Source organism: Nonomuraea sp. NPDC003201 (assembly GCF_053590415.1).
Map to the genome: position 1 here is coordinate 1 of NZ_JBSFTC010000023.1, position 21,344 is coordinate 21,344.

Consider the following 21,344-nt stretch of genomic DNA (forward strand, 5'->3'; position numbering starts at 1 on the left):
CCGCTCATTGGTCACGCGGGACCTATGCACACAACGAACCTAAGCTACTCGCACAACGCGGCGCGGGCGGCGGCGCGCAGTGCGGCGTGGTGGGGCAGGCGGGTGCGGCGTCCGGCGCGCAGGCCGTTGGCGATGACCAGGACCTCGGCCAGCTCGTGCGTGGCGACCACGGTGGCCAGGCCGAGCACGCCGGTGGCGGCCAGCGGCACGAGGGTGATGAGGATACCGCCGGACATCAGCAGGTTCTGGATGAAGATGGCGCGGGCGGCCCGGGTGTGCGCGATGGCGTCGGGCAGGCGGCGCAGGTCCTCGCCCATGAGGGCGATGTCGGCGGCCTCGATGGCGACGTCGCTGCCCATGGCGCCCATGGCGATGCCGGCCTCGGCGGTGGCCAGGGCGGGGGCGTCGTTGATTCCGTCGCCGACCATGGCCACCGGTCCGCGGGCCTGCAGCTCGGTGACGATGCGGGCCTTGTCGGCGGGCAGGAGTTCGGCGTGGACGTCGGTGATGCCGGCGTCGGCCGCGATCGCGGCGGCGGTACGGGCGTTGTCGCCGGTGAGCATGACGACCTCGACGCCTTGCCGCTTGAGCTGGGCGACGGCTTCGGCGGCTTCGGGGCGGACTTCATCGCGTACGGCGACTGCGCCAAGCAGGATGTTGTCGTGTTCGACGAGGACGACGGTCGCGCCGGCGTCCTGCAGCCGGGTCACGTCGTCGGCGAGCGGGCCGGGCTCGATGAAGCCAGGTTTGCCCAGCCGGGCGGGACGGCCGCCGACCGTGCCGCGCAGCCCACTGCCGGGTACGGCCTCCACCTCGTCGGCCGGTTGTGGGGCGGGGCGGGCGGCGAGGATCGCGGCGGCCAGCGGATGCTCGCTGCGGGTCTCCAGCGCGGCGGCCACGTCCAGGACGTGGTCGCGTTCGGTGGCCGGAGCTGTGATGACGTCGATGACGGCGGGCTCGTTGCGGGTCAGGGTGCCGGTCTTGTCCAGGGCCACGATCTTGACCTTGCCCAGCGCCTCGACCGCGGCGCCGCCCTTGACGAGCACGCCTGCCTTGGAGGCGGAGCCGATGGCGGCGACCACGGCGACCGGTACGGACAGGGCGAACGCGCAGGGGGCGGCGGCGACCAGCACCACCAGGGCGCGCTCGATCCACACATCGGGTTCGCCCAGCAGGCTGCCCAGGCCGGCCACCAGCGCGGCCAGCACGAGCACGCCGGGCACCAGCGGGCGGGCGAAGCGCTCGGCCAGGCGCTGGCTGGTGCCCTTGCGCTCCTGGGCCTCGTGCACGATGTGGACGAGGCGGGCCAGCGAGTTGTCACGGGCGGTGGCGGTGACGGTGATCTCCAGCGCTCCGGTGCCGTTGACCGTCCCGGCGAAGACCTCCGCACCGGGACCGACCTCGACGGGCACCGATTCGCCGGTGACGACCGAGGTGTCGAGGGCGCTGCGGCCGGAGGTGACCACGCCGTCGGTGGCGATCTTCTCGCCCGGCCGTACCAGCAGCACGTCGCCGACGCGCAGGTCGGCGGGCGAGACCTCGGATTCGGCGCCGTCGCGCAGCACGCGCGCGGTCGGGGGCACCAGGTCCAGCAGGGCGCGCAGGCCGTGCCGGGTGCGGGCCACCGCGTAGCCTTCCAGCCCTTCGGCGATGGAGAACAGGAAGGCCAGCGTGGCGGCCTCCCCGTACTCGCCCAATGCGACGGCGCCGACGGCGGCGATGGTCATGAGCAGTCCGACGCCGAGCCGTCCCCGCATCAGAGCGCGCAGAGTGCCGGGGACGAAGGTGGCCGCGCCGACCACCAGCGCCGCCAGTTGCAGTGCCGTCGCCCACCTGTCCGACGCCGGCAGGGCGGCCAGCAACAGCACCCCGGAGGTGGCGGCCGCCTGCAGTTCGCGCACCTGCCAGATCGCCGAGGGAGTCGTTGCGGTCTCGATGTCCGGGGTGGTGGTGGGGGTGCAGCATGCGTCAGACATGGCCTGCCGCTTCCCCTGGGAGCGGGTCGTCCTGCACCGTGCAGGAGTAGTCGCCGGGCGTGCAGGGCTCGCCGGAGGGGGTGGTCTCGGCCTGGTCGACGAGCAGTACGAGGGAGGCCAGCTCGGCGAGGGCGTGCGCCAGCTTGGGGTCAGCCAGCTCGTAGCGCACGCGGCGGCCCACCGGAACGGTGCGCACCAGCCCGCAGCCGCGCAGGCAGGCCAGGTGGTTGGACACGTTGCCGCGGGTCATGCCGAGCCGCTCGGCCAGGTCGGCGGGGTAGGCGGGCTCGTTCAACAGCTCCAGCAGCAGCCGGCGCCGGTTCTCGTCGGCCAGTGCGGTGCCCACGCGGGCCAGCGCCTCGGCGTTGACGGCCACGGCGAAGGTAGGGGAGTCGGTCGTCTCCATGTCCCCGACGATACAGTCGATCCTGAATCAAGTACAGGCTTGATTCAGGATCTGCTGTACTAAGATGTCATTTTGCGGCTCGATCGCTCATGCTGCCCGGCGCTGGAATGCCCGCCCTTACTGGCGGTAGATGCACCGCAGCGGCCTGTCCTGGCAAATGTCCGGCCGGTGATGTCGTGTCAGGTCGGGTGCCGATCGTCTTCCTGATGAAGGCCAAGAACCGATCCAGGAAAACGGAGCCGTCATGAACCCGATGCTGAACACGATCGACATCGTGGTGTCCGACATGGACGCGACGATCGCGTTCTATGCCCACCTCGGGCTGGAGTTCAAGCTCGACCCGCACAGCCCCGAACACGCCGGCTGTGACCTGCCCAACGGGCTGCACGTCATGCTCGACACCGAGCCGTTCCGCACGCCGTTCCTGCCCGGCTGGACCGCGCCGACCGGCGGCCCGCGCACGTTGTTGTGCTTCGAGTTCGACAGCCCGGCGAGGGTGGACGCCAAGTACGCCGAGCTGATCGAGGCCGGCTACCACGGGATCGCCGAGCCGTTCGACGCGTTCTGGGGTATGCGGTACGCCACGGTCGCCGACCCGGACGGCAACGGCGTGGACTTGTACGCGACGCTCCCGGCAAGCTGACACGGAAGGGGAGGAACCGATCGTGAAGTACGTGCTGATGTTCGTCGAGACCGAGCAGTTCGCCAAGGAACTGGAGGAGATGGGCGAGCTGGAACGCGAGGCCGCCTATGAGGCGGTGGGCCGCTGGTTCGCCGAGAACGCCGACAAGATCACCCACCACACGCACCTGCATCCGGTGCACACTGCCACCACGATGCGGCTGGGCGAGGGCGAGCCGGTGGTCACCGACGGGCCGTTCGTGGAGGGCAAGGAGGTGGTCAGCGGATTCGCCGAAGTGGAGGTGGCAGACCTGGACGAGGCGCTGAAGCTGGCCCGTACCTGGCCCGCCTGCCCGATCGTGGAGATCCGCCCGGCGCATGACTGAGCAGGCAAGCGCGGAGATGCTGGCCCGAACCGTGCGTGAGCACGCGGGCCGGCTGGCCGCGTCCCTGGTGTCGCTGCTCGGCGACTTCTCAGCCGCCGAGGACCTGGTGCAGGACGCGGTCGAGACGGCCTTGCGCCGCTGGCCGGTCGAAGGCGTGCCGGAGCGGCCCGACGCCTGGCTGTTCACCGTGGCCCGGCGGCGCGGCCTGGACGTGCTGCGGCGCGAGTCCAACTACCGCGCCAAGCTCGCCCAGCTCGCCTGGCCGGAACCCGCTCCGCTCGACGACCGGCTGCGGCTGATCTTCACCTGCTGTCACCCGGCCTTGTCGCGCTCGGCCCAGATCGCGCTGACGTTGCGCGTGGTGTGCGGGCTGAGCACGGCGCAGATCGCCGCGGCGTTCGTGGTGCCCGAGACCACGGTGGCGCAGCGGATCACGCGGGCCAAGCGGAAGATCGGCGAGGCCGGGATCCCCTACCGCATCCCGGCGCAGGAAGAGCTGCCGCAGCGGCTGGGGGAGGTGCTGACGGTCATCTACCTGCTGTTCAACGAGGGCTATCTGTCCAGCACAGGCGAACGAGCGCACGCGCGCGACCTCGTCGACGACGCCGATTGGCTGGCGGCGCTGCTGACGAACCTGATGCCGAAGGAGCCGGAGGCGGCCGGGCTGCTGGCGCTGATCCGGCTGCACCGGGCGCGCGGCGCGGCCCGCTTCGATGCAGAGGGCCGGCTGGTGCTGCTGGCCGATCAAGACCGTTCGCTGTGGGATCGGCAGGCCATCGAGGAGGCGACCGCGCTCCTGACTCGTACCGCGCGCGCCTACCACCGGCCGGGGCCTTATCAGGTGCAGGCGGCGATCGTGGCCTGTCACGCCGAGGCCACGACCTTCGCCGACACCGACTGGCCGCAGATCATGATGTTGTACGACATGCTGCTCTATCTCGCGCCCTCGCCGGTCGCCCGCCTGCATCGGGCGATCGCGGTGCGCTATGCGCAAGGAGTGGAGGCGGCGCTGGCGGAGCTGAAGGAGGTCGGCCCGGCGCTGGAGCGCTACCCGCTGTTCCACGCCACCCTGGCCGAGTTGCTGCGCGAGCTGGGACGCCGCGACGAGGCGCGCCGGGCCGATGAGCGGGCGCTGGAGCTGACCGCCAACCCGGCCCAGCAGGCGCTGCTGGAGGAACGGATCAGCTGGGGCTGATCAAGCGAGCGATCCCGGCCGACCTCGCCCGCTGGTCGAGCATTCGCGGTCGGTGCGCCTTCGTCCATGGCGGCGGCCATCTTGGGATCCATCCGGCCGGGGGCCGGCCGCCGTACGGTCGTCTTCACCAGGTGACGGGCAGGGCGGTGAGGCCGCCGGTGAGCACGTTCGGGTTGAACGTCAGCTCCTCCACCGCGCAGCCGAGCTTCAGGGTGGGGAAGCGGGTGACGAGCTGGGAGAAGACGACCTGCAGCTCGATGCGGGCCAGTGGCGCACCGATGCAGTAGCGGGCGCCGTGGCCGAAGGTCAGGTGTGACGCCGGCGGCCGGTCGAGGTCGAAGCGGTCGGGGTCGGCGAAGACGGCGGCGTCGTGGTTGGCCGCGCCGGTGTCCAGCAGCACCAGGTCTCCGGCCCGGACGTGGACCCCGGCGATCGCCAGGTCGGTGCGGGCGTAGCGAGAGATGCCGCTGCCGCCCAGGCCAGGCGCGCGCAGAATCTCTTCCACGGCGGCCTCGATCCGGGACGGGTCGTCCACGAGGGCCTGCCACTGGCCGGAGGCGGTCAGCAGCCACAGCGCACCGTTGCCGATCACGGTGACCGTGGTCTCGTGCCCGGCGAACAGCAGAGTCATGCCCATCGCGGCGGCATCGTCGTCGCTGACGCCATCGGTGGCGGCCAGCCGGGAAATCACATCGGCGTCCACATCCCCGGCGGCGCGCTTTCGGGCCACCAGCCGCTGCCCGTAGCTGAACAGTTCGGCCAGCCCCTGCTCGGAGCGGGCCCGGTCGGTGATGTCGGCGGCTGCCTGCGTCCAGGCGCGAAACTGCGCCCGGTCCTCGAACGGGACGCCGAGCAGCTCGCAGATGACCGCGATCGGCAGCGGCAGGGCTAGCGCGGCGTGCAGGTCGGCGGGCGGGCCGGCGGCGGCCATCTCGTCCAGCAGGTTCGCCGTGAGCGTCTCGACGCGGCCGCGCAGCGCGCGCATGCGCTTGGGCGAGAAGTGCGGCTGCAGCAGTGAGCGCATCCGCCGGTGGTCGGCCCGCTCGGTGTCGAAGTCGCCCAGCGGGCCGCCGAACAGTGCTGACTCGCCGGTACGGGAAGCGCGCTCGGGCTCGCGGTGGGCGCGACCGAGCCGGTCGTCATCCAGCAGAGCGCGTACCTGCTCGTAGCCCGTCACCAGCCAGGCCGGGTCGCCGACGGCGGTGCGGATGGCGTGGATCGGGCCTTGGGCCTGCAGCCGGCGCAGCAGCGGCGCCGGCTGCATCGGGCCGGGCTGCTGGAACGGCAGCCGGACGGGTTCGGACACGACTCCCCCAAGAGGTAGACGCAGATTTGTATACTTCGATGTCTAAAAAGCTACATGTATACTTCTGCTTCTACAAGTGGAGGCGGGATGAGCAACCCCGAAGCAGGCGGCACCGGCCCTGAGACCGTCCCGGCTTCACCGGTGCGGCGGCTGCGGCGCGCCGAGCGGCGTGAGCAGATCCTGGACGCCGCCACCCGCGCCTTCGCCCGCGCCGGCTACGCCGCCACCGGCCTTGACGACATCGCCGCCGAGGCCGAGCTGACCCGGGCGATGCTGTATCGGCACTTCGACTCCAAGGCCGATCTGTACCGAGCCGTGCTCGACCGGGCGTGCGTGCGGCTGGCCGAGGCCACCGGCACCGACGACTTCGACGAGCGCGCCCTCCCCGCCCTCGTGCGCGCTGCCGCGGCCGACCCCGACGGCTTCAGGCTGCTGTTCCGCTATGCGGCCCGCGAGCCCGACTTCCGCGAGCTGATCGACTCCATGACCGCCGTCTCCCGGGAGGTCGCCCACCGCAACCTGGCCAGGAGGATCCCCCCGGGCCCTTGGCTGGACTGGGCCGCGAACCTGATCCCCACCCTGACGCTCGAGGCCGTCATCGCCTGGCTGGATGCCGGCCAGCCCGACCCCGACCAGGCCGCTCAGCGCATCGATCAGGCCGTACACGGTGTCATGGCCGCCGCCCAACCTTGAGCCGTCCAACAGCGGGTCACCGCGTACGGCCATCTTCGGCAGTGACCGGTCGGAACACGTGACTGGAGTGGGCGTCGGTGCGGCTGGATGACATGGAAGGGAGAGGTTCCCTCGGCAAGGCGGTGGCACCAGCCATCACCAGGCGGTCGTAGGGCTGCATGTGTGAGGCGGTGGTCGCGGGCCGTTGAGGGCTACATCGGTACCGTCACCGTTGGGGCGCAGCAAGCCCTTGTTCTCGGCGACGAACCTGCCATGACGACCTATCTGCCGACCGAACGCCTCTTGACGATCGACTCATGATCCTCGTCCAGCTCCAGCCGGGAACCTGAGCCCCGGGGCGTACTCCGCGTCTGTGTCGCTCTTCCATGGATCATGTGGTCGGGTGTCGTGGGAGCCTCAGTGTGGCATTGCCCGAGCGTGCTGTCCCGAAAGGGCCGCCCATCTCTCAACATCACGTACCTGGCCACCTGGCGGCCATACGGAATGTTCGCTCACCTGCACATCCCTCCAGCCGCCATCGTTCGCACGGGGCACGGGCAGTTTTGCTCCGCCGCGCTCAACGAGAACGAGGGCCGTCGCTATGAAGCCCTCCATGAGTGAGTGCAGGATGGGATGGTTCGAACGCTCGTAGCGCTCGATCAGTGCACTCACGAAGGCCGCGAAGGCGGCCAGGTCAACCTCACATTCGTCGCTCACCATAGGGCCGAGCCCCGTCGGCAATCCTGTCTCGGGGGCAAGCGCTTCCGCTGATCGCATGAACAGGCCAGCGACTCCGTTCGAGGGGTTCCAGAGGACTTGATCGCCAACCTGGAAGTACTGGCTCATGTTCTCCTCGCGTTCCACCGCGCCCGCCGTTCGGATCGCGACGTTGGGCCCGAAGGCTACCGTTTCCCACGCATCCCCGGGCATCGTCCGGCATCGCCGATCATGAGTCCATAGGGACCCATCTGCTCTGGGCCGAAGTCCGAGCTGAGGAGGTGCCACTCCTCAAGCGGTACCCACCTCGTCGCGGATCCGGGATCGTGCTCCCAACTGGCAGCACCTTGACCACGCTAACTCCCGCTCGGACGATGATGCCCAGCCGGTCCAGTGCCGCCATGAGCGCGGGCCTTGGTGACCATCGTCGCGGCGGACTCGCCTCGGCTCGGCAGGAGCCGGCGGCGCGTTGTAGAGCGAGGCGTCGAACGCGGTCATTCGAGCTCGCCTTCCGCGGGAGGCCGGGCGGCCGCGGAAACGAGAACGGGTGATCTGGCAGGCTGGCCGGAGGACGGCAGAAGCGGCAGGACGGAGACGAGCGCGTGGCCGGTTGGAGCGCGATGGCGGGGATGCACGACTTCGTCGTGCCCGACGAGGGGGCGGCGCAGGCGTTCGCCGAGCGGCTCGCGGAGTACGGGTTCCCCTGCGTTTTCGCCCGTCCGCACCCGGACGGCGGCTGGCTGGTGATGGCGCTCGACGAGGGGCCCTACCCGGTCGACACCGTGGGGCACCGGCAGATCGAGGCGGTGAGCCGGGAAGCTGCGGCGATCGCGCGGATGCATGGTGGCCGGCCCAGTGGCGGCAGCCGGTTCGACGTCAGCAGGGTGGCCGAGTATCGCAGCTGGACTGGCCCGATCGAGGTGAAGGGGACGAAGGCGCGTCCGCCGGTTCCGGAGATCACCGTCGTCCCGGCGCCGCCGCTGGAAGCACTGGCGCTCACACCGGACTTCGCCACCCCGAGGATCGTGGAGCTGGCCGGTCTCGATGACGTGCCGTGGGGCGACCTGGAGCATGCGCACGGTTCCGCCGACGACGTCCCCGGCCTGCTGCGCGAGCTGGCGGACGGGACGGGGGAGTGGGACGAGGTCCTCGACGAGCTGTTCGGCGACGACCTGCTGCACCAGGGCGACTGCTATGAGGCCACCGCCCCCGCGCTGCCGTTCCTCGCCGAGCTGATCGTCGCCGACACGGTGCCCGCGCGTCAGCGCCGGGACCTCTATCTGTGGCTGATGGTCGCCGGGGGCCGCCGCAACGACAACCTGGTCGCGTTCGCCGACCTCGCGCTGGACGAGGAGGAGCCGCTCCAACCGGGTGCATGGACCGAGGAGGTGTTCCGGACCGTCGGTGACCAGGTTCCGGTGCTGCTGGACCGGTGGGACGCCGAGCCACCGGGAATCCGTTTCGTGCTGGCGGTCCTTGCCGCGCAGCATCCCGGGCACGGTGTGCGGGCCGCCGACCGGATCGCTGCGTTGGCCGCCGAGCTCGACGGGACGCGGCAGGGTGCGTACCTGCGGCTCGCCGTGGAACTCGTGCACGGACGTGACGCGCAGGCGCTGGCTCTCGCGTCCGAGATCATCGACTGGGCGGATCACCTGGAACCGAAGTGGCTGGATGCCCCGGGCGTGCCCGACGGCATCAAGGCGGCGCACGTGCTGGCCGAGGGCGCGCTCCGTACGATCGAATAGCGGCATCGCTCCTGGTCAGCAGCTTGTACGGCTCGGCTACGTAATGCTCGAATGTGATGGGCGGTGGCCCGTTGTGGGTGCCGTGCCGCCGGGTGGTGTTGTCGGCATCGGTGGTCCGGGTGTCGATGCTCCGGTGTCGGACTCTCTCCCGGGAGCCGTTCTTTCGCGCCCACGCGGTCTCTCAAGGCACATTAGTGTTGCCGCGTCGCCACCATGACGCCATCTGTCACTGAGCGGAGTCATCCGGATACTTAGGGATCGGTCGCGATCCACGCCGTTCGATCCGGGAGGTACACCTGTGACCCGCTCTCTGCACGAGTCCAACGTCGCTGCCCTGTTCGCTCTGCTTGACAGCACTGGCGACGGGCAGATCGCCGCCGATGACTTCAAGCACATCGCGGACAAGGTATGTGCCGCGGTGGCCCCCGACCCGGGCTCGCGTCAGCATCAGGCCATTCAGCAGTTGTGCGCGGACTGGTGGGAACACATCCGCGAGGACGCCGACCTCGATGGCGATGCCGCGGTGAGCGAGGCGGAGTTCGCCCAGGCGGTGGACCACCTGGTCGCGAGCCATCCGCACTTCCAGCAGATGACCAGCGCGCTGTCGTGCGCCGCCTTCGACGCCGCCGACACCGACGAAGACGGGTTCATCTCGGCGCCGGAACTCGATCACTTCTTCAGCGGGATGGGTATCCCCCATGAGGTGGCCGAGGGTGCTTTCGCCCAACTGGACACCGACGGCGACGGCAGGATCTCCCGCCAGGAGTACGCCGAAGGCGTTTGGGTGCTGCTCACAAGTGAAGACCCCGTTGCCCCTGGATCGGCGATCCTGGGGCAGACGGGTGCGGGCTGAGCTCTCGTGAATCTCCCGCTGCGGGTTACGGCCTGTCAGTAAGGTTGGCCGCCACCATTAGTTCGGACCTTGCAGGCCCGTCACCAGCGGAGACACGGTGACGGGCCTCTCGCTTTGTGTCCGGCCGTCCACGACCGCCGCCGGCACCGGATCATCCCCCAGGCGTACGTTCCCGGCCATAACGCGTGTAGATAGGGTCTCCTCACCCGTTGGCCGTGCACACGAGGTGGCGCACGCTCACCACTTAACCGAATTCGTGGAATTTTCCGGCATGTACCTGACTATGATCACAACAATTTCGGCTCCACGAGAATGAGGTGTGCATGAAGCGAGCGAGGGTGCGCAGCGCCGGTGTGGTGGCGCTGGCCCTGGTCAGCCTGGTGGGGGTCGGCTCCACTGCGCAGGCCGAGGCGGACCCGGCGGTGAGCTCCTGCGAGCTGGCCTTCTGCCTGTACGAGCACGACAACTTCAAGGGCGCAGAAGAGGAGTTCATGTTCGAGGGCTGGGGCCTGTGCTACAACGTGCTCAAAGTGAACAACAAGGCGAGCTCCATGCGGAACGACAGCGCCGCCAGGGTGCAGTTCTACAACTCCGCCAACTGCTCCGGCGCGTACGGCTACGCGGCAAAGCCCTCCTCCTCGGACGGCGACCTGACGAACAACGGGTTCGACAACAAGACCAGCTCCATCAAGTACGTCAGGCCGTAAGGCCCTGAACCGCTCGCAGGACACCGAGTTCGGTACCCCGCCCCGCGGCCGATCGGAGGAATCAGCGTGTCTGTTCGGCTGCGGGGAGCGGTCGGGGTGCTCCTGACCGCGGCGGCAGCCGCCTGTTCGACGGCGGCGGCGACGGAGCCGCGGGTTCCGGTGCCGACGCCGGGGGTGGAGGCGCGCGAGCTCTCGATCCCCTTCGACCGGTACAACTTCTCCCCGTCGGACATCGGCATCCTTGAGGGTGCCGAAGAGCTCCTCATCCGCGACTGCATGCGGCGGCGGGGTATGGCGTGGGAGGTGCTGCCGCAGAGCGCGGCGGAGGACGTGGAGCCGGCCAACCGCCGCCGCTACGGTGTCGTCGAACCGGAGATCGCTCGCCTCTTCGGCTATCACAACCCGCCGGACCGCCCTACCGTGGCCCGGCGCGCCGCCGTACGTGCCGACCGTATGCGAAGCCTGTCGGCGAAGGAACGGCAGGCCGCGTACGACGAGAAGGACGGGTGCCTGCGACAGGCGCGGAACCACCTGGAGCAGGGCACCCCGCAGGTCGACGAGGCCGTGTTCAACAGGCTCATCTCGGAGACCTTCGAGCGCTCTCAGCGGGATCCGGGGGTTGTCGAGGTCTTCCGGGCCTGGAGCACGTGCATGCGGGAGCAGGGCCGGCAGTACGCCGACCCGCTCGCCGCCATCACCGACCGGCGGTGGATGAAGGGCGGCCCCGCCTCCCAGGAGGAGATCCGCGCGGCGCAGGCGGACGTGGGGTGCAAGGCGCGGACCGACCTCGTCTCCATCTGGTCCGCCGTGGAGAAACGCATCCAGGACGACGCCGTCGCGGCGCACCCCGCCGAGTTCCATGCGCTTCAGGAGACCAAGGATCGGCAGCTCGCGGCCGCCCGCGCCGTCCTCGCCCGCGGCTGACCGGCACCTCGTGCATGTCCTTGGGCCGCGCAGGTCGGCAAGGCGGCTGGGACGTGGTGGCCACCGTCCTCCCCCCGACAAACCTTGCGGCGACCTAGCAGAACTTTGTAGGTATGCCCGAGAATGTCCGCTATGGGGTCCGCGTTGATCTTGGCCAGTCTGCCCTTCGCCATCGGCATCGTCATGCTCGGCCTGGGCCTCAGCCTGACGCTGGACGACTTCCGGCGGGTGGGCCAGTATCCGAAGGCGGCCGTGGCCGCGCTGCTGTGCCAGATCGTGCTGCTGCCGGCGATCTGCTTCGGCGTGGTGCTCGCCTTCCGGCTTCCGCCGGAGCTGGCGGTCGGGTTGCTGCTGGTCGCGGCGTCGCCCGGTGGTCCCGCGGCCAACCTGTTCAGCCACCTGTTCGGCGGGAACGTCGCGCTGAACGTCACGCTCACCGCGATCAACTCGGTGCTGGCCGTGGTCGTCCTGCCGGTCGTGGTGAACCTCTCGGCCGGGTACTTCCTACCCGATGGGGCCGCTCTCGGGCTGCAGTTCGACAAGATACTGCAGGTCTTCGTGATGGTGCTCGTACCGGTCGCGATCGGGATGCTCGTACGCGCGTGGGCGCCGGAGGCGGCGCGGCGGCTCAACCTCCCCGTCCGGGCGCTGTCGATCGTGGTCCTGGTCGGGGTCATTTACGCCGTTCTGTACGCGGAACGGGAGAACCTCGTCGGCTATTTCGTCTCGGTCGGGCTCGCCGCGTTGGTCTTCAACATCGTGAGCCTGCTGATCGGCTACGGTGTGCCGCGCCTGGCCGGTGTCGACCACCGTGCGGCCACCGCGGCCGGGTTCGAGATCGGCATCCACAACACCGGGCTCGCCATCACGATCGCGCTGAGCCCGACGCTGTTGAACAGTGCCGAGATCGCCATCCCGGGCGCGGTGTACGGCATCGTCATGTTCTTCACGGCGACCGGATTCGGCTGGTTGATCAGGAGTCGAACTCGACGGCATCCACAGATCCAACATGACGGCGTGGCCTGAGTGCGATCAAAGCTCGGTGAGGAACTTCTCGGCGCGGCGGGCGAAGAGGTGAGACCCGCGTTCGTCGGACCGGTCGCGGGCCGTTTCGGCAGCGGCTCGTACGACTTCGGCCGGTTCGCCGCGGGCGTGGAGCAGGCGCGCCCGCAGTAGCAGGACCAGTCCTTCGGCGTAGCGTTGGCCGTAGGACTCGAGGGCCTGGTCCGCTCGGTCGAGGGCGATGCCCGCCTCGTCCGGCATCCCGGCGGCCAGCCACATCTCGGCGATCAGCGCGTGGTGGTACGCGACGCCCCACCGCGGCGGGTCGACCAGCGTCCCGGCCAGGAGCTGGTCGGCCTCCGCCGCGATACCGGCCGGGTCATCGCCGGTGAGGGCACGGGCCCAGTACCAGTGCAGCCGTACGTAGTGCTCCTGCTGGACGGCGGCGCGGCCAGTGCCCACGGCCATCCACCGCTCGATCGTGCGTATCACCCAGCCCGCGTCACCGGCCATCGAAGCAATGATCGTGGTGTAGTAGGCCCAGGTCGCGACCGCATACGAGTCGTCGGGGCCGTTCCATTTGTCGATCATGGTCTCCGCCGTCCCGGCGTCACCGTGCAGTGCCGTGATGACGGCCTGCCAGCCGGGCCACTCACCCGAGACGTCACGCCGGATCGGGGTCTCGCTGTGCGCGGAGACAACCCCGTCGAGAAGGGCGGGGTTGTTCTGGCTGAAGCACCGGTATGCCTCGCCGATGTTGCCGATGTCCCACTGGTGCAGGCCCCAGGCTTGCCGGCCGTACACGCGGACGACCGGATCGGAGGACGCCTCCCCTTGCTCGTACAGCCGCCGGACCAGACGAACGCGGTCCCACTCCAGGAAGGTGTAGGCCCCGAACAGGCGCGCGAAGAGGAGGCCGGCGGCCTCGACCTCCCGGCCGAGTTGGCGGGCCAGGTGTTCCGCACGCTCCAGCAGATCGAACGTCGTGCCGCCGAACCCGGCTTGCCGGCGCGGGGCGATGGCGAGCAGCGAGAGGGCGGAGAGTTCGAGTTCCGGGAGCCCGGCGTTCCGCGCGATCTGGGCGGCCGACTGCAGGTGCCGGTCGGCGGCGGCGAACGCGAGCTTGGTCGTCGCACGACGACCGGCGCGCTTCAGCGCCTCCACGGTACGAACCGGGTCGGCGAGAGGACCGGCGGCGGACAGGTGGAAGGCGAGACGTTCGGTGATGGACTCGTCGTCCGCCTGGCTCTCTTCGAGCGCGTCCGCGACACGCAGGTGCAGCCGGATGGCCCGCAGCTGCTCGGTCGTCTCCATGATCGATTCGCGAACCAGGTCGTGCGCGAAGCGCCACGAGAACGGGTCCTCCGGGCCCGTTTCGAGCAGGCCCAGCGCGCGCAGCGGTTCAAGGTGTTCGAGGCAGTCTGCGAAGTCGACACCGGCGGCGCGGGCGAGCAGGCCGAGGTCGACGTCGCGGCCGATCAGCGCGGCGACCCGCAGCAGGTCGCGAGCGCTGTCGTCGAGGCCCGCCATCCGGTCACGGACGACGTCTCGGACAGTGGACGGCACCCCGGCCCGGGCCGACGCGTCGCCGTCGCTGAGCGCGCCGCGGTCGCTGAGGAGCCGCGACAGTTCGCGGACGAAGAAAGGATTGCCGGCGGTGCGAACGTGGATGTTGCGGGCGATGTCCGTACCGGGTTCGTGGCCGGTCTCGCGGCGGATGAGCTCGGCCACGTCGGTCAGGCTGAGCGGGCCGAGCTGGATTCTGCGGTGGTTGGGCAGCCGGCTGGCGGCGGCCAGCACCCGCGAAAGGTCGGGGCCGGGTGTGGGCGCGCGGTCGCGAAGGGCGCCGACGATCGCGGTGCCGGTGGGCAGCCGGCCCGCCAGGTGGTTGAACAGCTGGAGCGAGGTGGCATCGATCCATTGAAGATCGTCCATGACGAGCAGCATCGGCCGTTCTGCCGAGGCCTGGCCGATAAAGGTGACGACCTGCTCGAACAGGCGGAACTGGGCGCGGCCGCCGGAAACCGGTGGCGCGGCGTCATCGTCCCGAGATTCGAGGAGGCGACCGAGTTCGCTGGCCAGCCACTTCTCGCGCGCCAACGCGGGCAGGCTGTCGAGGACAACGGTGAGCGCCTGCTCCCATGGCCACATCGATGGTGTTCCGTCGCCTTCCAAACAGGAAGCCCAGACGACGAGCGCGCCACGCCGGTCCGCGGCGGCGGTGGCCTCTTCCAGCAGGCGCGTCTTGCCCGCGCCCGGTTCGCCTTCGACGATGGCGAGCCCGGTGCGGCCGGTGAGCGCCGCCTCGATGGTCTGCCGCAGCACGCCGAGTTCCTCGCCCCGGCCGACCAGGCTCGCCGGTGCGCGGTCACTCTCACTTTCCGTGCTCGTCACCGTCGGCGACGTCGGGGTCTGCGTCAGTACTCGCAGGTGCGCGGCCTGCAGCGCCGGGCCGGGGTCGATGCCGAGCTCCTCGGCGAGGCGGTCACGGACCGCGTGGAACGCCGACAGCGCCTCCGCCTGCCGTCCGGCGACGCCGAGGGCGGTGATGAGGCCGGCATGTACGGGTTCGTGGAACGGTGCCATCGACGCGGCCAGCTGCAACGGCGGGATCACCCGCTCCGGCCGGCGTAACGACACGGCCAGTTCGGCCGCTGCCGCGCAGGCGGCGTAGAACTCGTCGTCGAGGGTGGCCAGGATCGAGATCGCGGTCGATCCGTAGGACAACCCGTCCCCTGCGGGGCCACGCCAGAGGCCGAGCGCTTCGACGTAGTGGTCGAGCGCCACTTCGCGGGCCTGCTGGGCGAGGGCGGTCTGGGCGGCTTCGAGGAGCTCCCGGAACGTGACGAGGTCCAGCGTGCCGGGGCCGGCGCTGAACGCGTACGTGTTGCCGCGGCGGTGCAGGTACGTACCGGCTGCCCGGGCGGGGACCGCGGGTTCGAGCACCCGCCGCAATGCCCCGATGTACTTCTGGATGAGGTTGAGCGCGCTGGCGGGAGCGTCATCGGCCCAGATCAGGTCGATCAATTCCCTCGTGCTGACCGGATGGCCCACGCGCGCCAGGAGCAGGGCCAACAGCTGCGCCTGCTGCCGGGGGCCGGCGTCCAGTTCGGCGCCATCGCGCCACAGCCGCAGCGGACCGAGGACCTGCAGGCGCAGCGAACCGGCACCGGTCGGCGGATCTTCGCCGTCGGGCCGAACGGGATGGGCGGGCCCAGTCACGTCGACTCCCGGATGGACATGACAGATTGGTCCGCTTGCGACCCGCTTCGGACCGCAGCGTGCACCGAGTATATGGGCCCAGGATCGGTCGTAGAAGGGAACCACCTGCCAGGCAGGATCGTCACGGATGTCCCGCTCGGCGGTCAGGTGCTCGTCCAGCTTGGCGCGCGTACCGGACATCACGGCCGCGGTCACCTGGAAACCGCAACCTCCGTCCTGCTCAGTTGCGGCGACGCTGAGGACTTGACGGCGGGTCTGGCGCCATCCGCCACCACCTTCGTCCGGCTCACCGGCGTCAGCCAAGCGGGTGAGCAGGGTCGGATTCGAGCTTCCTGAATCCGGTCCCCATAATTCGACCGCCGGCCTCTGCCCACTGACCGGCCGCCCCGGGTGGCGGACCAGTCGAGAATGACGTCGGCCATCCCCACTTCGCTAACCGCTCGGCTCAGTGCGCGGTATTCGATTGGGGCGGTGAATAGACGCTCCAGGCGTGAAAGGCCAGCCCGATGCCCCAGAAGACTATCGACCACACAGGCCAGAAGTGGCTTCCCGAGTCGTAGATAGACCACACCACGACCTGGACCACATTGGACAGCACATAAAAGAGCAGGTGAATCCGCAGACCCCACTTCCGGGCGGTCTCGCTCTTCTTTGTTCTCATGCCCGCAGGCTAGATCGACGTACTTACCAAAGACTGAATTACCGGGCTCAGCGATCGTCAACTACCGGGATCTACTCTGACCCGCAATTGAGATGCAAGCTGCACACGTTGAAAGGACCACATTATGACGACGACCCGCCGAGCGGTGCTGGCCGGATCCGCCGCGGTCGCGGCCGGTACCCTGCTGGGAACGTCCGAGGCGCAGGCGCAGCCCCGGCTGGAAGGCAGGCCCAAACCCACCGTGGTGCTCGTGCACGGCGCGTTCGCCGATTCCTCCGGCTGGAACGACGTCAGCGCCAGGCTCATCCGCGAGAACTATCCGGTGATCGCCCCGGCGAACCCACTGCGCAGCGTGGCCGCCGACTCCGCCTACCTGGCCTCCATCCTCGCCACACTCAGCGGCCCGATCGTCCTCGCCGCGCACTCCTATGGCGGGATCGTCATCACGAACGCCGCGACCGGCAACCCGAACGTGAAAGCGCTGGTCTACGTGGCCGCGTTCGCCCCCGACCAGGGTGAGTCGCTGCTGGACCTGCAGACGAAGTATCCGGGAAGCAAGCTCAATGAGGCGGCGCTGGACTTCCGTCCCTACGGTGAGAACCTCGTCGACGGGTACATCAAGAAGGAGTTCTTCCACGACGTCTTCGCCGGGGACGTGCCGAGTGCGACCACCGACCTGATGCAGGCCGGCCAGCGGCCCGCTGACGCGCGCACGCTCGGGGAACCGTCCGGCGCCCCGGCGTGGAAGACCATTCCCTCCTATTACCTCGTCGCTCGGAACGATCAGGTGCTGCCCGTCGCGGCCCAGCGGTTCATGGCGCGGCGGGCCGGGGCACAGGTCCACGAGGTCAGCGCCTCGCACGTCGCGATGATCTCGCAGCCCGCCGTGACTGCCGACCTCATCAAACGCGCCGCGCGCTGACACCGGATCAGGGCGGCCCCGCCCCGCCTCCATGCGGGCGGCGGCCGCCGCCCGCATCTGATCTCCGTTGGTCGTCTGGGGGAGGAGACGATGCATCAGCGTGCGTACGAAGGCCAATGCACTGCCGAATTGGCGGTCGGTGGTACGAGAACCGCGGTCTGATCCCCTGCTACGGCGGTGTCCTGGCGCTCCTGGTACTGATCGGCGTGGCCGGCGGCAACCTGCCGATACTGCTGCCGTGCCTGTCCGGCGTCGGCGCGACCATGATGCTCGCGATCCCCACGGTCCGGCCGACCCGGACCCTGATGGGCGCGCTCAGTTCGGCTCGACCAGCTGTTCCGGCGCGGTATGACGGAGGAACCATGTGAACGACGGTGCGGCGCGGCGCGGGCCGGTCCTGAACGACGAGCAGGCCGACGTGTTCGCCATGCCAGCCGTGGCCGAGTCGCAGAGCATCGCTGGAGGCCACGGGGCTGCCCGCGGTGGCGCTGCCGCACCTGATCGACGACGACGGCCACCTGTTCCAGCCCGGCGACGTGATCTCCCTGGCTCGGCTTTCCGGCAGCCCCGGCTACGACGCCCAGCACATCGCGCGAAGGCGGCATCATCGTCGTGCCGCTGAACTACCGCCTCGCTTCATTCGCGGGCATTTGTAGCACCCACGAATTTCGCAACGGTCGGTGTTACCAGGCGCACGCCCTCTGCGGTCACCGCCGATGGCCCGAGCGGCTATGACCCGTAGAGGTCCGTCTCGCTCAGGACCGGGCTGCTGTCGTCGGAGCGTCCCAGGCGGGCCGCGGAACCGAACATGGGTCCACGAGCGCGCTGGATCCCAGCGAACCGTCCAAAACCGATCGGCTTGGGCACGTCGTCGTAGACGGCCTCCATGCCACCCTTGACCGAGTACGTCTCATGCCAGAAACCGGTGCCGCCCGAGTCCCGCAGGAAGTCCAACCACCACTCCCGATGCGGCTCGGACCGGGCAAAGGCGAGCAGCGACGGCAGGTCCCGCCAGTACTGACGCATCCCCATGTTCATCGGGAAGAACGAGTAGTAAACGGGCTCGTGCAGCAGGAGCCCGTCCGGCTTGCCCGCGACCGACTCACTGATCTTCCGGCCGAAGCTGAAGAAGGTCCGGATCCCGTACAGATGATTCACCCGCATGCCGAGGTATAAGACGATGAGGTCTGGATAGGCGGACAGATCGACGGTCTGCCGATTCACGCGAGTTGGCATCCAACGCTCCTTTTGGCTCGGTTACGCATGGGCTGGTCATGTGCCGGCGTGGGCGGGTCGTCGCTTTGATGGAGGCCACGGCGAGCGTAGAAGCACCTCTTCAGCGCCGATACCCAACAGTTCGCGGGCCCTTCGGGGATCAACGCGACCCGCGTGCTCTGAACACCGCCGCGATGACCGGATAGCGGTCGCTGATGAGGGATCCGGCCGGCAGTGTTCGGCGGGTGGTCGTCATCGTTGTGGCCCCTCCACGCTTGAGTTCGATCCTCAGCAGCCTCAACGTACGAAAGCGAACTTGACTAGCACTGAACGAAATCCGAGAGGAGTGAACGGCGACTTCCCTGTCGGCTGGTGTCCGCGCGTCGACCGCGTGTCACAGTGGAAACTGGCGTGGATGGCTCAGTGCCTCCGGTCCGTGCCGGGAGCCACGGTCGGCCCTCCTCCCGCGATAACCTGCGCCTGCAGATCCTCAATCCGTTTGCGGGTCGTCGAGCCACGCGCCCCGAACGTTTCGTCGTCAGCTCGACCCGCTAGGTTGCGTCGGCTTCGGCGGGCTAGGCGCCGGTGATCAGGCGTCGTTCCAGGTCGATGATCGGCTCGATGCTCTGCAGGTCGTAGTTGCTCAGAATGACGGCCGTCCAGTCCAGGTCAAGGTAGATGGACCAGCTCGTCGATATGCCGCCCGCACCGCCTCCGTGGGTGATGATGCGCTGGTTGTTGTAGGTGGCGGCCACAGGCCCGTACGCCTGGAAGGTCTCCCCGCGGAGGGAGCTGCCAGAGGTGTCCGGCTTGAGCGGCTTGGCGGAGATCTTTCCGTTCACGTACAACTCGGTGTAGGGCCGGGAGGTGAGCTTGCCCCCCTGCAGCGCGATCGCGAAGCGTACAAGGTCCGGGGCGGTGGTGAAGCCGTTGCCGCCGCCTGTTCCCATCCATCCCCGGGCGGAGTTGCTGCCTTGGCCGGCATCGCCGTAGACGGAGCCCTTGTCGAGGTTGCGGACGGCGTCGACGCGCGTACCGTCCTTTTGATACATGTACGGGTGAGCGATGCGCTTGTCGGTCAGCCACTGGCGGCGGTCGTAGTAGGCGGAGTCCTCCATGCCGGCCGGGAGGAAGACGTTCTGGCGGACGTAGTCCTGGAACGACATGCCGGAGACCTTCGCCACGAGTTCGCCGAGCAGGGTGTAGCCCATGCTGCTGTAGGCCTTCTTCGTCCCGGGGGCGAACTCCAGCTCGAAGGTCTTCAGATTCGCCCAGAAGCCTGCCATCTGCTGCTCGTAGCTGTTGTGGATCTCCTCCGGTGGTGGCTGCTCGCCCGGGCGCCGGGCGTCGCCCAGGCCGCTGGTGTGGGTGAGGAGGTGATGCACGGTGATGCGTTCGGCCATCTCCGCCGGCAGGCCGTCCAGATGCTTGCTCACCAGGTCGTAGAACTTGAGCTTGCCCTGCTGGACGAGCTGCACGACAGCCAGCCCGGTGAACGGCTTGGAGGACGAGGCCAGAGCGTAGATGGTGTCGATCTTGTTCGGGATCTTGCCTTCCTTGTCCGCCCAGCCGTAGGCGCGGGCCAGGACTTGGCGGCCGCGGTGTGCGAGCATCACAGTGCCGGAAAACTGATCCTTGTCCGCAAGTTCTTTGATGTGCCGGTCAAAGGCGCCTCCAGGAAGCAGGTCCTTGGGAATGCGGCCAGAGCCTGAGGAACGGTCGGCGTTCGCCTCGGCGGTTCCTTGCGAGGCCAGCAGACCACCGGCCGCCAGCGGGACCGCGCCCAGGAACCCGAGGGCGGAGCGGCGCGAAGGGCCGTGGTCGGACGAGGAGGGATGCGACAACGCCATGGAAATCCTTTCACGAGGAAAGATCTGTGAGGGGGATGCAAGCACGCAGTCTGTTTCTCCGGCGTTTCGGTGGCCTTGTTTGACCGGCTGAGCCCGAACCCTCGAACTTTCTCTCTCGGCCGCCGCGAGCCGGGACCGCGCACTTCTCGACTGCGCGGCACCCGTGGAGGCAGCGTGACCGGCGGCGGAACGCGGGCCCGTGGGGCGGCTGGAAAGCAGCGCTGTCGGCGTCAGGAGGACGGAGGGTCCCTGTGGATGACTGTAGGTTCCTCCATTGCGTCGGACAAACACAGGGGAAACCTCCATGGCCTGCCCGTGTGCCGGCTGGTTGGCTGTCGGTATGCGAGTTATCGTGCCCGCCACCGAAGGACGGGCGGTAAAGGTCAGGACCGGTCAGCGCGTACGGGTCACCGACCTCCAGGGAGGCCAGGTCGGCGATGTGTTCGCGTTCGCCGCGGACGACGTGAACGAGCACCTCAGCGCGTCACACACCCGAGCCGCCACCAGCCGCCTGTTCCCGGCGATCGGCGAGCAGTTCGTCACCGACCGGCGCAGGCCCATCCTCACCCTGGTGGAGGACACCTCGCCCGGGCGGCATGACATGCTCATCGCCGCCTGCGACCCGGCCCGCTACCGTTCTCTGGGCGTGTCGGGGTTCCACGCGTCCTGCGCGGACAACCTGGCCACGAGCATGGCCGGCCTCGGTCTCGCCGTCCCGGTCACTCCGCAGCCCGTCAACGTGTTCATGAGGATCCCCGTGGCGGACGACGGCCGGCTGAGCTGGCTGAACTCGATCAGCCGCCCGAACGACGCGATCACGTTGGAGGCGGAGATGGACTGCGTGGTCGTGGTCTCGGCCTGCCCGCAGGACCTGGTCGGAATCAATGGGCACAAGCCGACACCGTTGGCGATCGATCTCCTCAACGGTCAGGACGACACAAGCGACGTCAAGGAGTGAGTGAAC

At 69.0% G+C, this 21,344-nt stretch carries 21 protein-coding genes; 13 read left to right on the plus strand and 8 right to left on the minus strand.

The features are described from left to right. Positions 1 to 44: 44 nt before the first annotated feature. Positions 45 to 1,976: a heavy metal translocating P-type ATPase gene (locus ACWDX9_RS11960; protein ID WP_449952175.1), complete on the minus strand. Its 1,932-nt coding sequence runs from the start codon at positions 1,974 to 1,976 to the stop codon at positions 45 to 47. Beyond that, on the minus strand, positions 1,969 to 2,382 hold the full coding sequence (locus ACWDX9_RS11965) for a helix-turn-helix domain-containing protein (protein ID WP_449952178.1): 414 nt from the start codon (positions 2,380 to 2,382) through the stop codon (positions 1,969 to 1,971). Before ACWDX9_RS11965 ends, ACWDX9_RS11960 begins: the two co-directional genes overlap by 8 nt. A gap of 244 nt (positions 2,383 to 2,626) precedes the next feature. Between ACWDX9_RS11965 and ACWDX9_RS11970 the strand changes: the two genes are divergently transcribed. The 3 genes from ACWDX9_RS11970 to ACWDX9_RS11980 are packed head-to-tail and all read left to right on the plus strand — an operon-like array spanning position 2,627 to position 4,584. After that, positions 2,627 to 3,025 carry a VOC family protein gene (locus ACWDX9_RS11970; protein ID WP_449952181.1) on the plus strand — a complete coding sequence of 133 codons (399 nt, stop codon included), beginning with the start codon at positions 2,627 to 2,629 and terminating at the stop codon, positions 3,023 to 3,025. 22 nt (positions 3,026 to 3,047) lie between these two features. Next, positions 3,048 to 3,389: a YciI family protein gene (locus ACWDX9_RS11975; protein WP_449952184.1), complete on the plus strand. Its 342-nt coding sequence runs from the start codon at positions 3,048 to 3,050 to the stop codon at positions 3,387 to 3,389. Next, positions 3,382 to 4,584: an RNA polymerase sigma factor gene (locus ACWDX9_RS11980; RefSeq protein ID WP_449952187.1), complete on the plus strand. Its 1,203-nt coding sequence runs from the start codon at positions 3,382 to 3,384 to the stop codon at positions 4,582 to 4,584. Before ACWDX9_RS11975 ends, ACWDX9_RS11980 begins: the two co-directional genes overlap by 8 nt. A 124-nt stretch (positions 4,585 to 4,708) precedes the next feature. Here ACWDX9_RS11980 and ACWDX9_RS11985 read toward each other — a convergent pair whose 3' ends face one another. Further along, positions 4,709 to 5,890, minus strand: a complete 1,182-nt coding sequence (locus ACWDX9_RS11985) for a cytochrome P450 (RefSeq protein WP_449952190.1) — start codon at positions 5,888 to 5,890, stop codon at positions 4,709 to 4,711. Positions 5,891 to 5,977: 87 nt separating this feature from the next. Here ACWDX9_RS11985 and ACWDX9_RS11990 point away from each other — a divergent pair, with 87 nt between their 5' ends. Then, positions 5,978 to 6,583, plus strand: a complete 606-nt coding sequence (locus ACWDX9_RS11990; RefSeq protein WP_449952192.1) for a TetR/AcrR family transcriptional regulator — start codon at positions 5,978 to 5,980, stop codon at positions 6,581 to 6,583. An 87-nt stretch (positions 6,584 to 6,670) separates the two neighbouring features. Beyond that, the gene (locus ACWDX9_RS11995) at positions 6,671 to 6,883 is read left to right on the plus strand and encodes an Imm21 family immunity protein (protein WP_449952195.1); all 213 of its coding nucleotides are present in this window, start codon (positions 6,671 to 6,673) and stop codon (positions 6,881 to 6,883) included. Between the two features lie 96 nt (positions 6,884 to 6,979). On the opposite strand, the gene ACWDX9_RS12000 is transcribed toward ACWDX9_RS11995, so the two are convergent. Then, positions 6,980 to 7,408 carry a DUF6086 family protein gene (locus tag ACWDX9_RS12000; RefSeq protein ID WP_449952198.1) on the minus strand — a complete coding sequence of 143 codons (429 nt, stop codon included), beginning with the start codon at positions 7,406 to 7,408 and terminating at the stop codon, positions 6,980 to 6,982. Positions 7,409 to 7,881: 473 nt separating this feature from the next. Between ACWDX9_RS12000 and ACWDX9_RS12005 the strand changes: the two genes are divergently transcribed. The 5 genes from ACWDX9_RS12005 (at position 7,882) to ACWDX9_RS12025 (ending at position 12,534) form a co-directional block, all read left to right on the plus strand. Next, on the plus strand, positions 7,882 to 9,024 hold the full coding sequence (locus ACWDX9_RS12005) for a hypothetical protein (protein WP_449952201.1): 1,143 nt from the start codon (positions 7,882 to 7,884) through the stop codon (positions 9,022 to 9,024). Between the two features lie 298 nt (positions 9,025 to 9,322). Beyond that, positions 9,323 to 9,877, plus strand: coding sequence for an EF-hand domain-containing protein (locus ACWDX9_RS12010; RefSeq protein WP_364266030.1), 555 nt, complete (start codon positions 9,323 to 9,325; stop codon positions 9,875 to 9,877). Positions 9,878 to 10,200: 323 nt separating this feature from the next. Further along, positions 10,201 to 10,584, plus strand: coding sequence for a peptidase inhibitor family I36 protein (locus ACWDX9_RS12015; protein ID WP_449952204.1), 384 nt, complete (start codon positions 10,201 to 10,203; stop codon positions 10,582 to 10,584). Positions 10,585 to 10,650: 66 nt separating this feature from the next. Next, on the plus strand, positions 10,651 to 11,508 hold the full coding sequence (locus ACWDX9_RS12020; protein ID WP_449952206.1) for a hypothetical protein: 858 nt from the start codon (positions 10,651 to 10,653) through the stop codon (positions 11,506 to 11,508). Positions 11,509 to 11,652: 144 nt separating this feature from the next. Then, positions 11,653 to 12,534: a bile acid:sodium symporter family protein gene (locus tag ACWDX9_RS12025; protein ID WP_449952209.1), complete on the plus strand. Its 882-nt coding sequence runs from the start codon at positions 11,653 to 11,655 to the stop codon at positions 12,532 to 12,534. Positions 12,535 to 12,540: 6 nt separating this feature from the next. On the opposite strand, the gene ACWDX9_RS12030 is transcribed toward ACWDX9_RS12025, so the two are convergent. Continuing rightward, a complete protein-coding gene (locus ACWDX9_RS12030; RefSeq protein WP_449952212.1) occupies positions 12,541 to 15,732 on the minus strand; it encodes an ATP-binding protein in 3,192 nt (1,063 codons plus the stop codon). A gap of 445 nt (positions 15,733 to 16,177) precedes the next feature. Then, the gene (locus ACWDX9_RS12035) at positions 16,178 to 16,393 is read right to left on the minus strand and encodes a 2TM domain-containing protein (RefSeq protein WP_449952214.1); all 216 of its coding nucleotides are present in this window, start codon (positions 16,391 to 16,393) and stop codon (positions 16,178 to 16,180) included. A gap of 124 nt (positions 16,394 to 16,517) precedes the next feature. Between ACWDX9_RS12035 and ACWDX9_RS12040 the strand changes: the two genes are divergently transcribed. Then, on the plus strand, positions 16,518 to 17,315 hold the full coding sequence (locus tag ACWDX9_RS12040; protein ID WP_449952217.1) for an alpha/beta fold hydrolase: 798 nt from the start codon (positions 16,518 to 16,520) through the stop codon (positions 17,313 to 17,315). Between the two features lie 482 nt (positions 17,316 to 17,797). Further along, positions 17,798 to 17,971 (plus strand): hypothetical protein, encoded by a 174-nt coding sequence (locus tag ACWDX9_RS12045; protein WP_449952220.1) that lies wholly within the window; start codon positions 17,798 to 17,800, stop codon positions 17,969 to 17,971. Positions 17,972 to 18,044: 73 nt separating this feature from the next. Here the strand turns inward: ACWDX9_RS12045 and ACWDX9_RS12050 are convergent, their stop codons facing one another. Both ACWDX9_RS12050 and ACWDX9_RS12055 read right to left on the minus strand, forming a co-directional pair. Next, positions 18,045 to 18,551, minus strand: coding sequence for a monooxygenase family protein (locus tag ACWDX9_RS12050; RefSeq protein ID WP_449952223.1), 507 nt, complete (start codon positions 18,549 to 18,551; stop codon positions 18,045 to 18,047). Positions 18,552 to 19,105: 554 nt separating this feature from the next. After that, a complete protein-coding gene (locus ACWDX9_RS12055) occupies positions 19,106 to 20,380 on the minus strand; it encodes a serine hydrolase domain-containing protein (RefSeq protein WP_449952226.1) in 1,275 nt (424 codons plus the stop codon). 340 nt (positions 20,381 to 20,720) lie between these two features. Between ACWDX9_RS12055 and ACWDX9_RS12060 the strand changes: the two genes are divergently transcribed. Continuing rightward, complete coding sequence (locus tag ACWDX9_RS12060) at positions 20,721 to 21,338, plus strand: DUF1989 domain-containing protein (RefSeq protein WP_449952229.1); 618 nt, start codon at positions 20,721 to 20,723, stop codon at positions 21,336 to 21,338. The last annotated feature ends 6 nt before the right edge of the window (positions 21,339 to 21,344 follow it).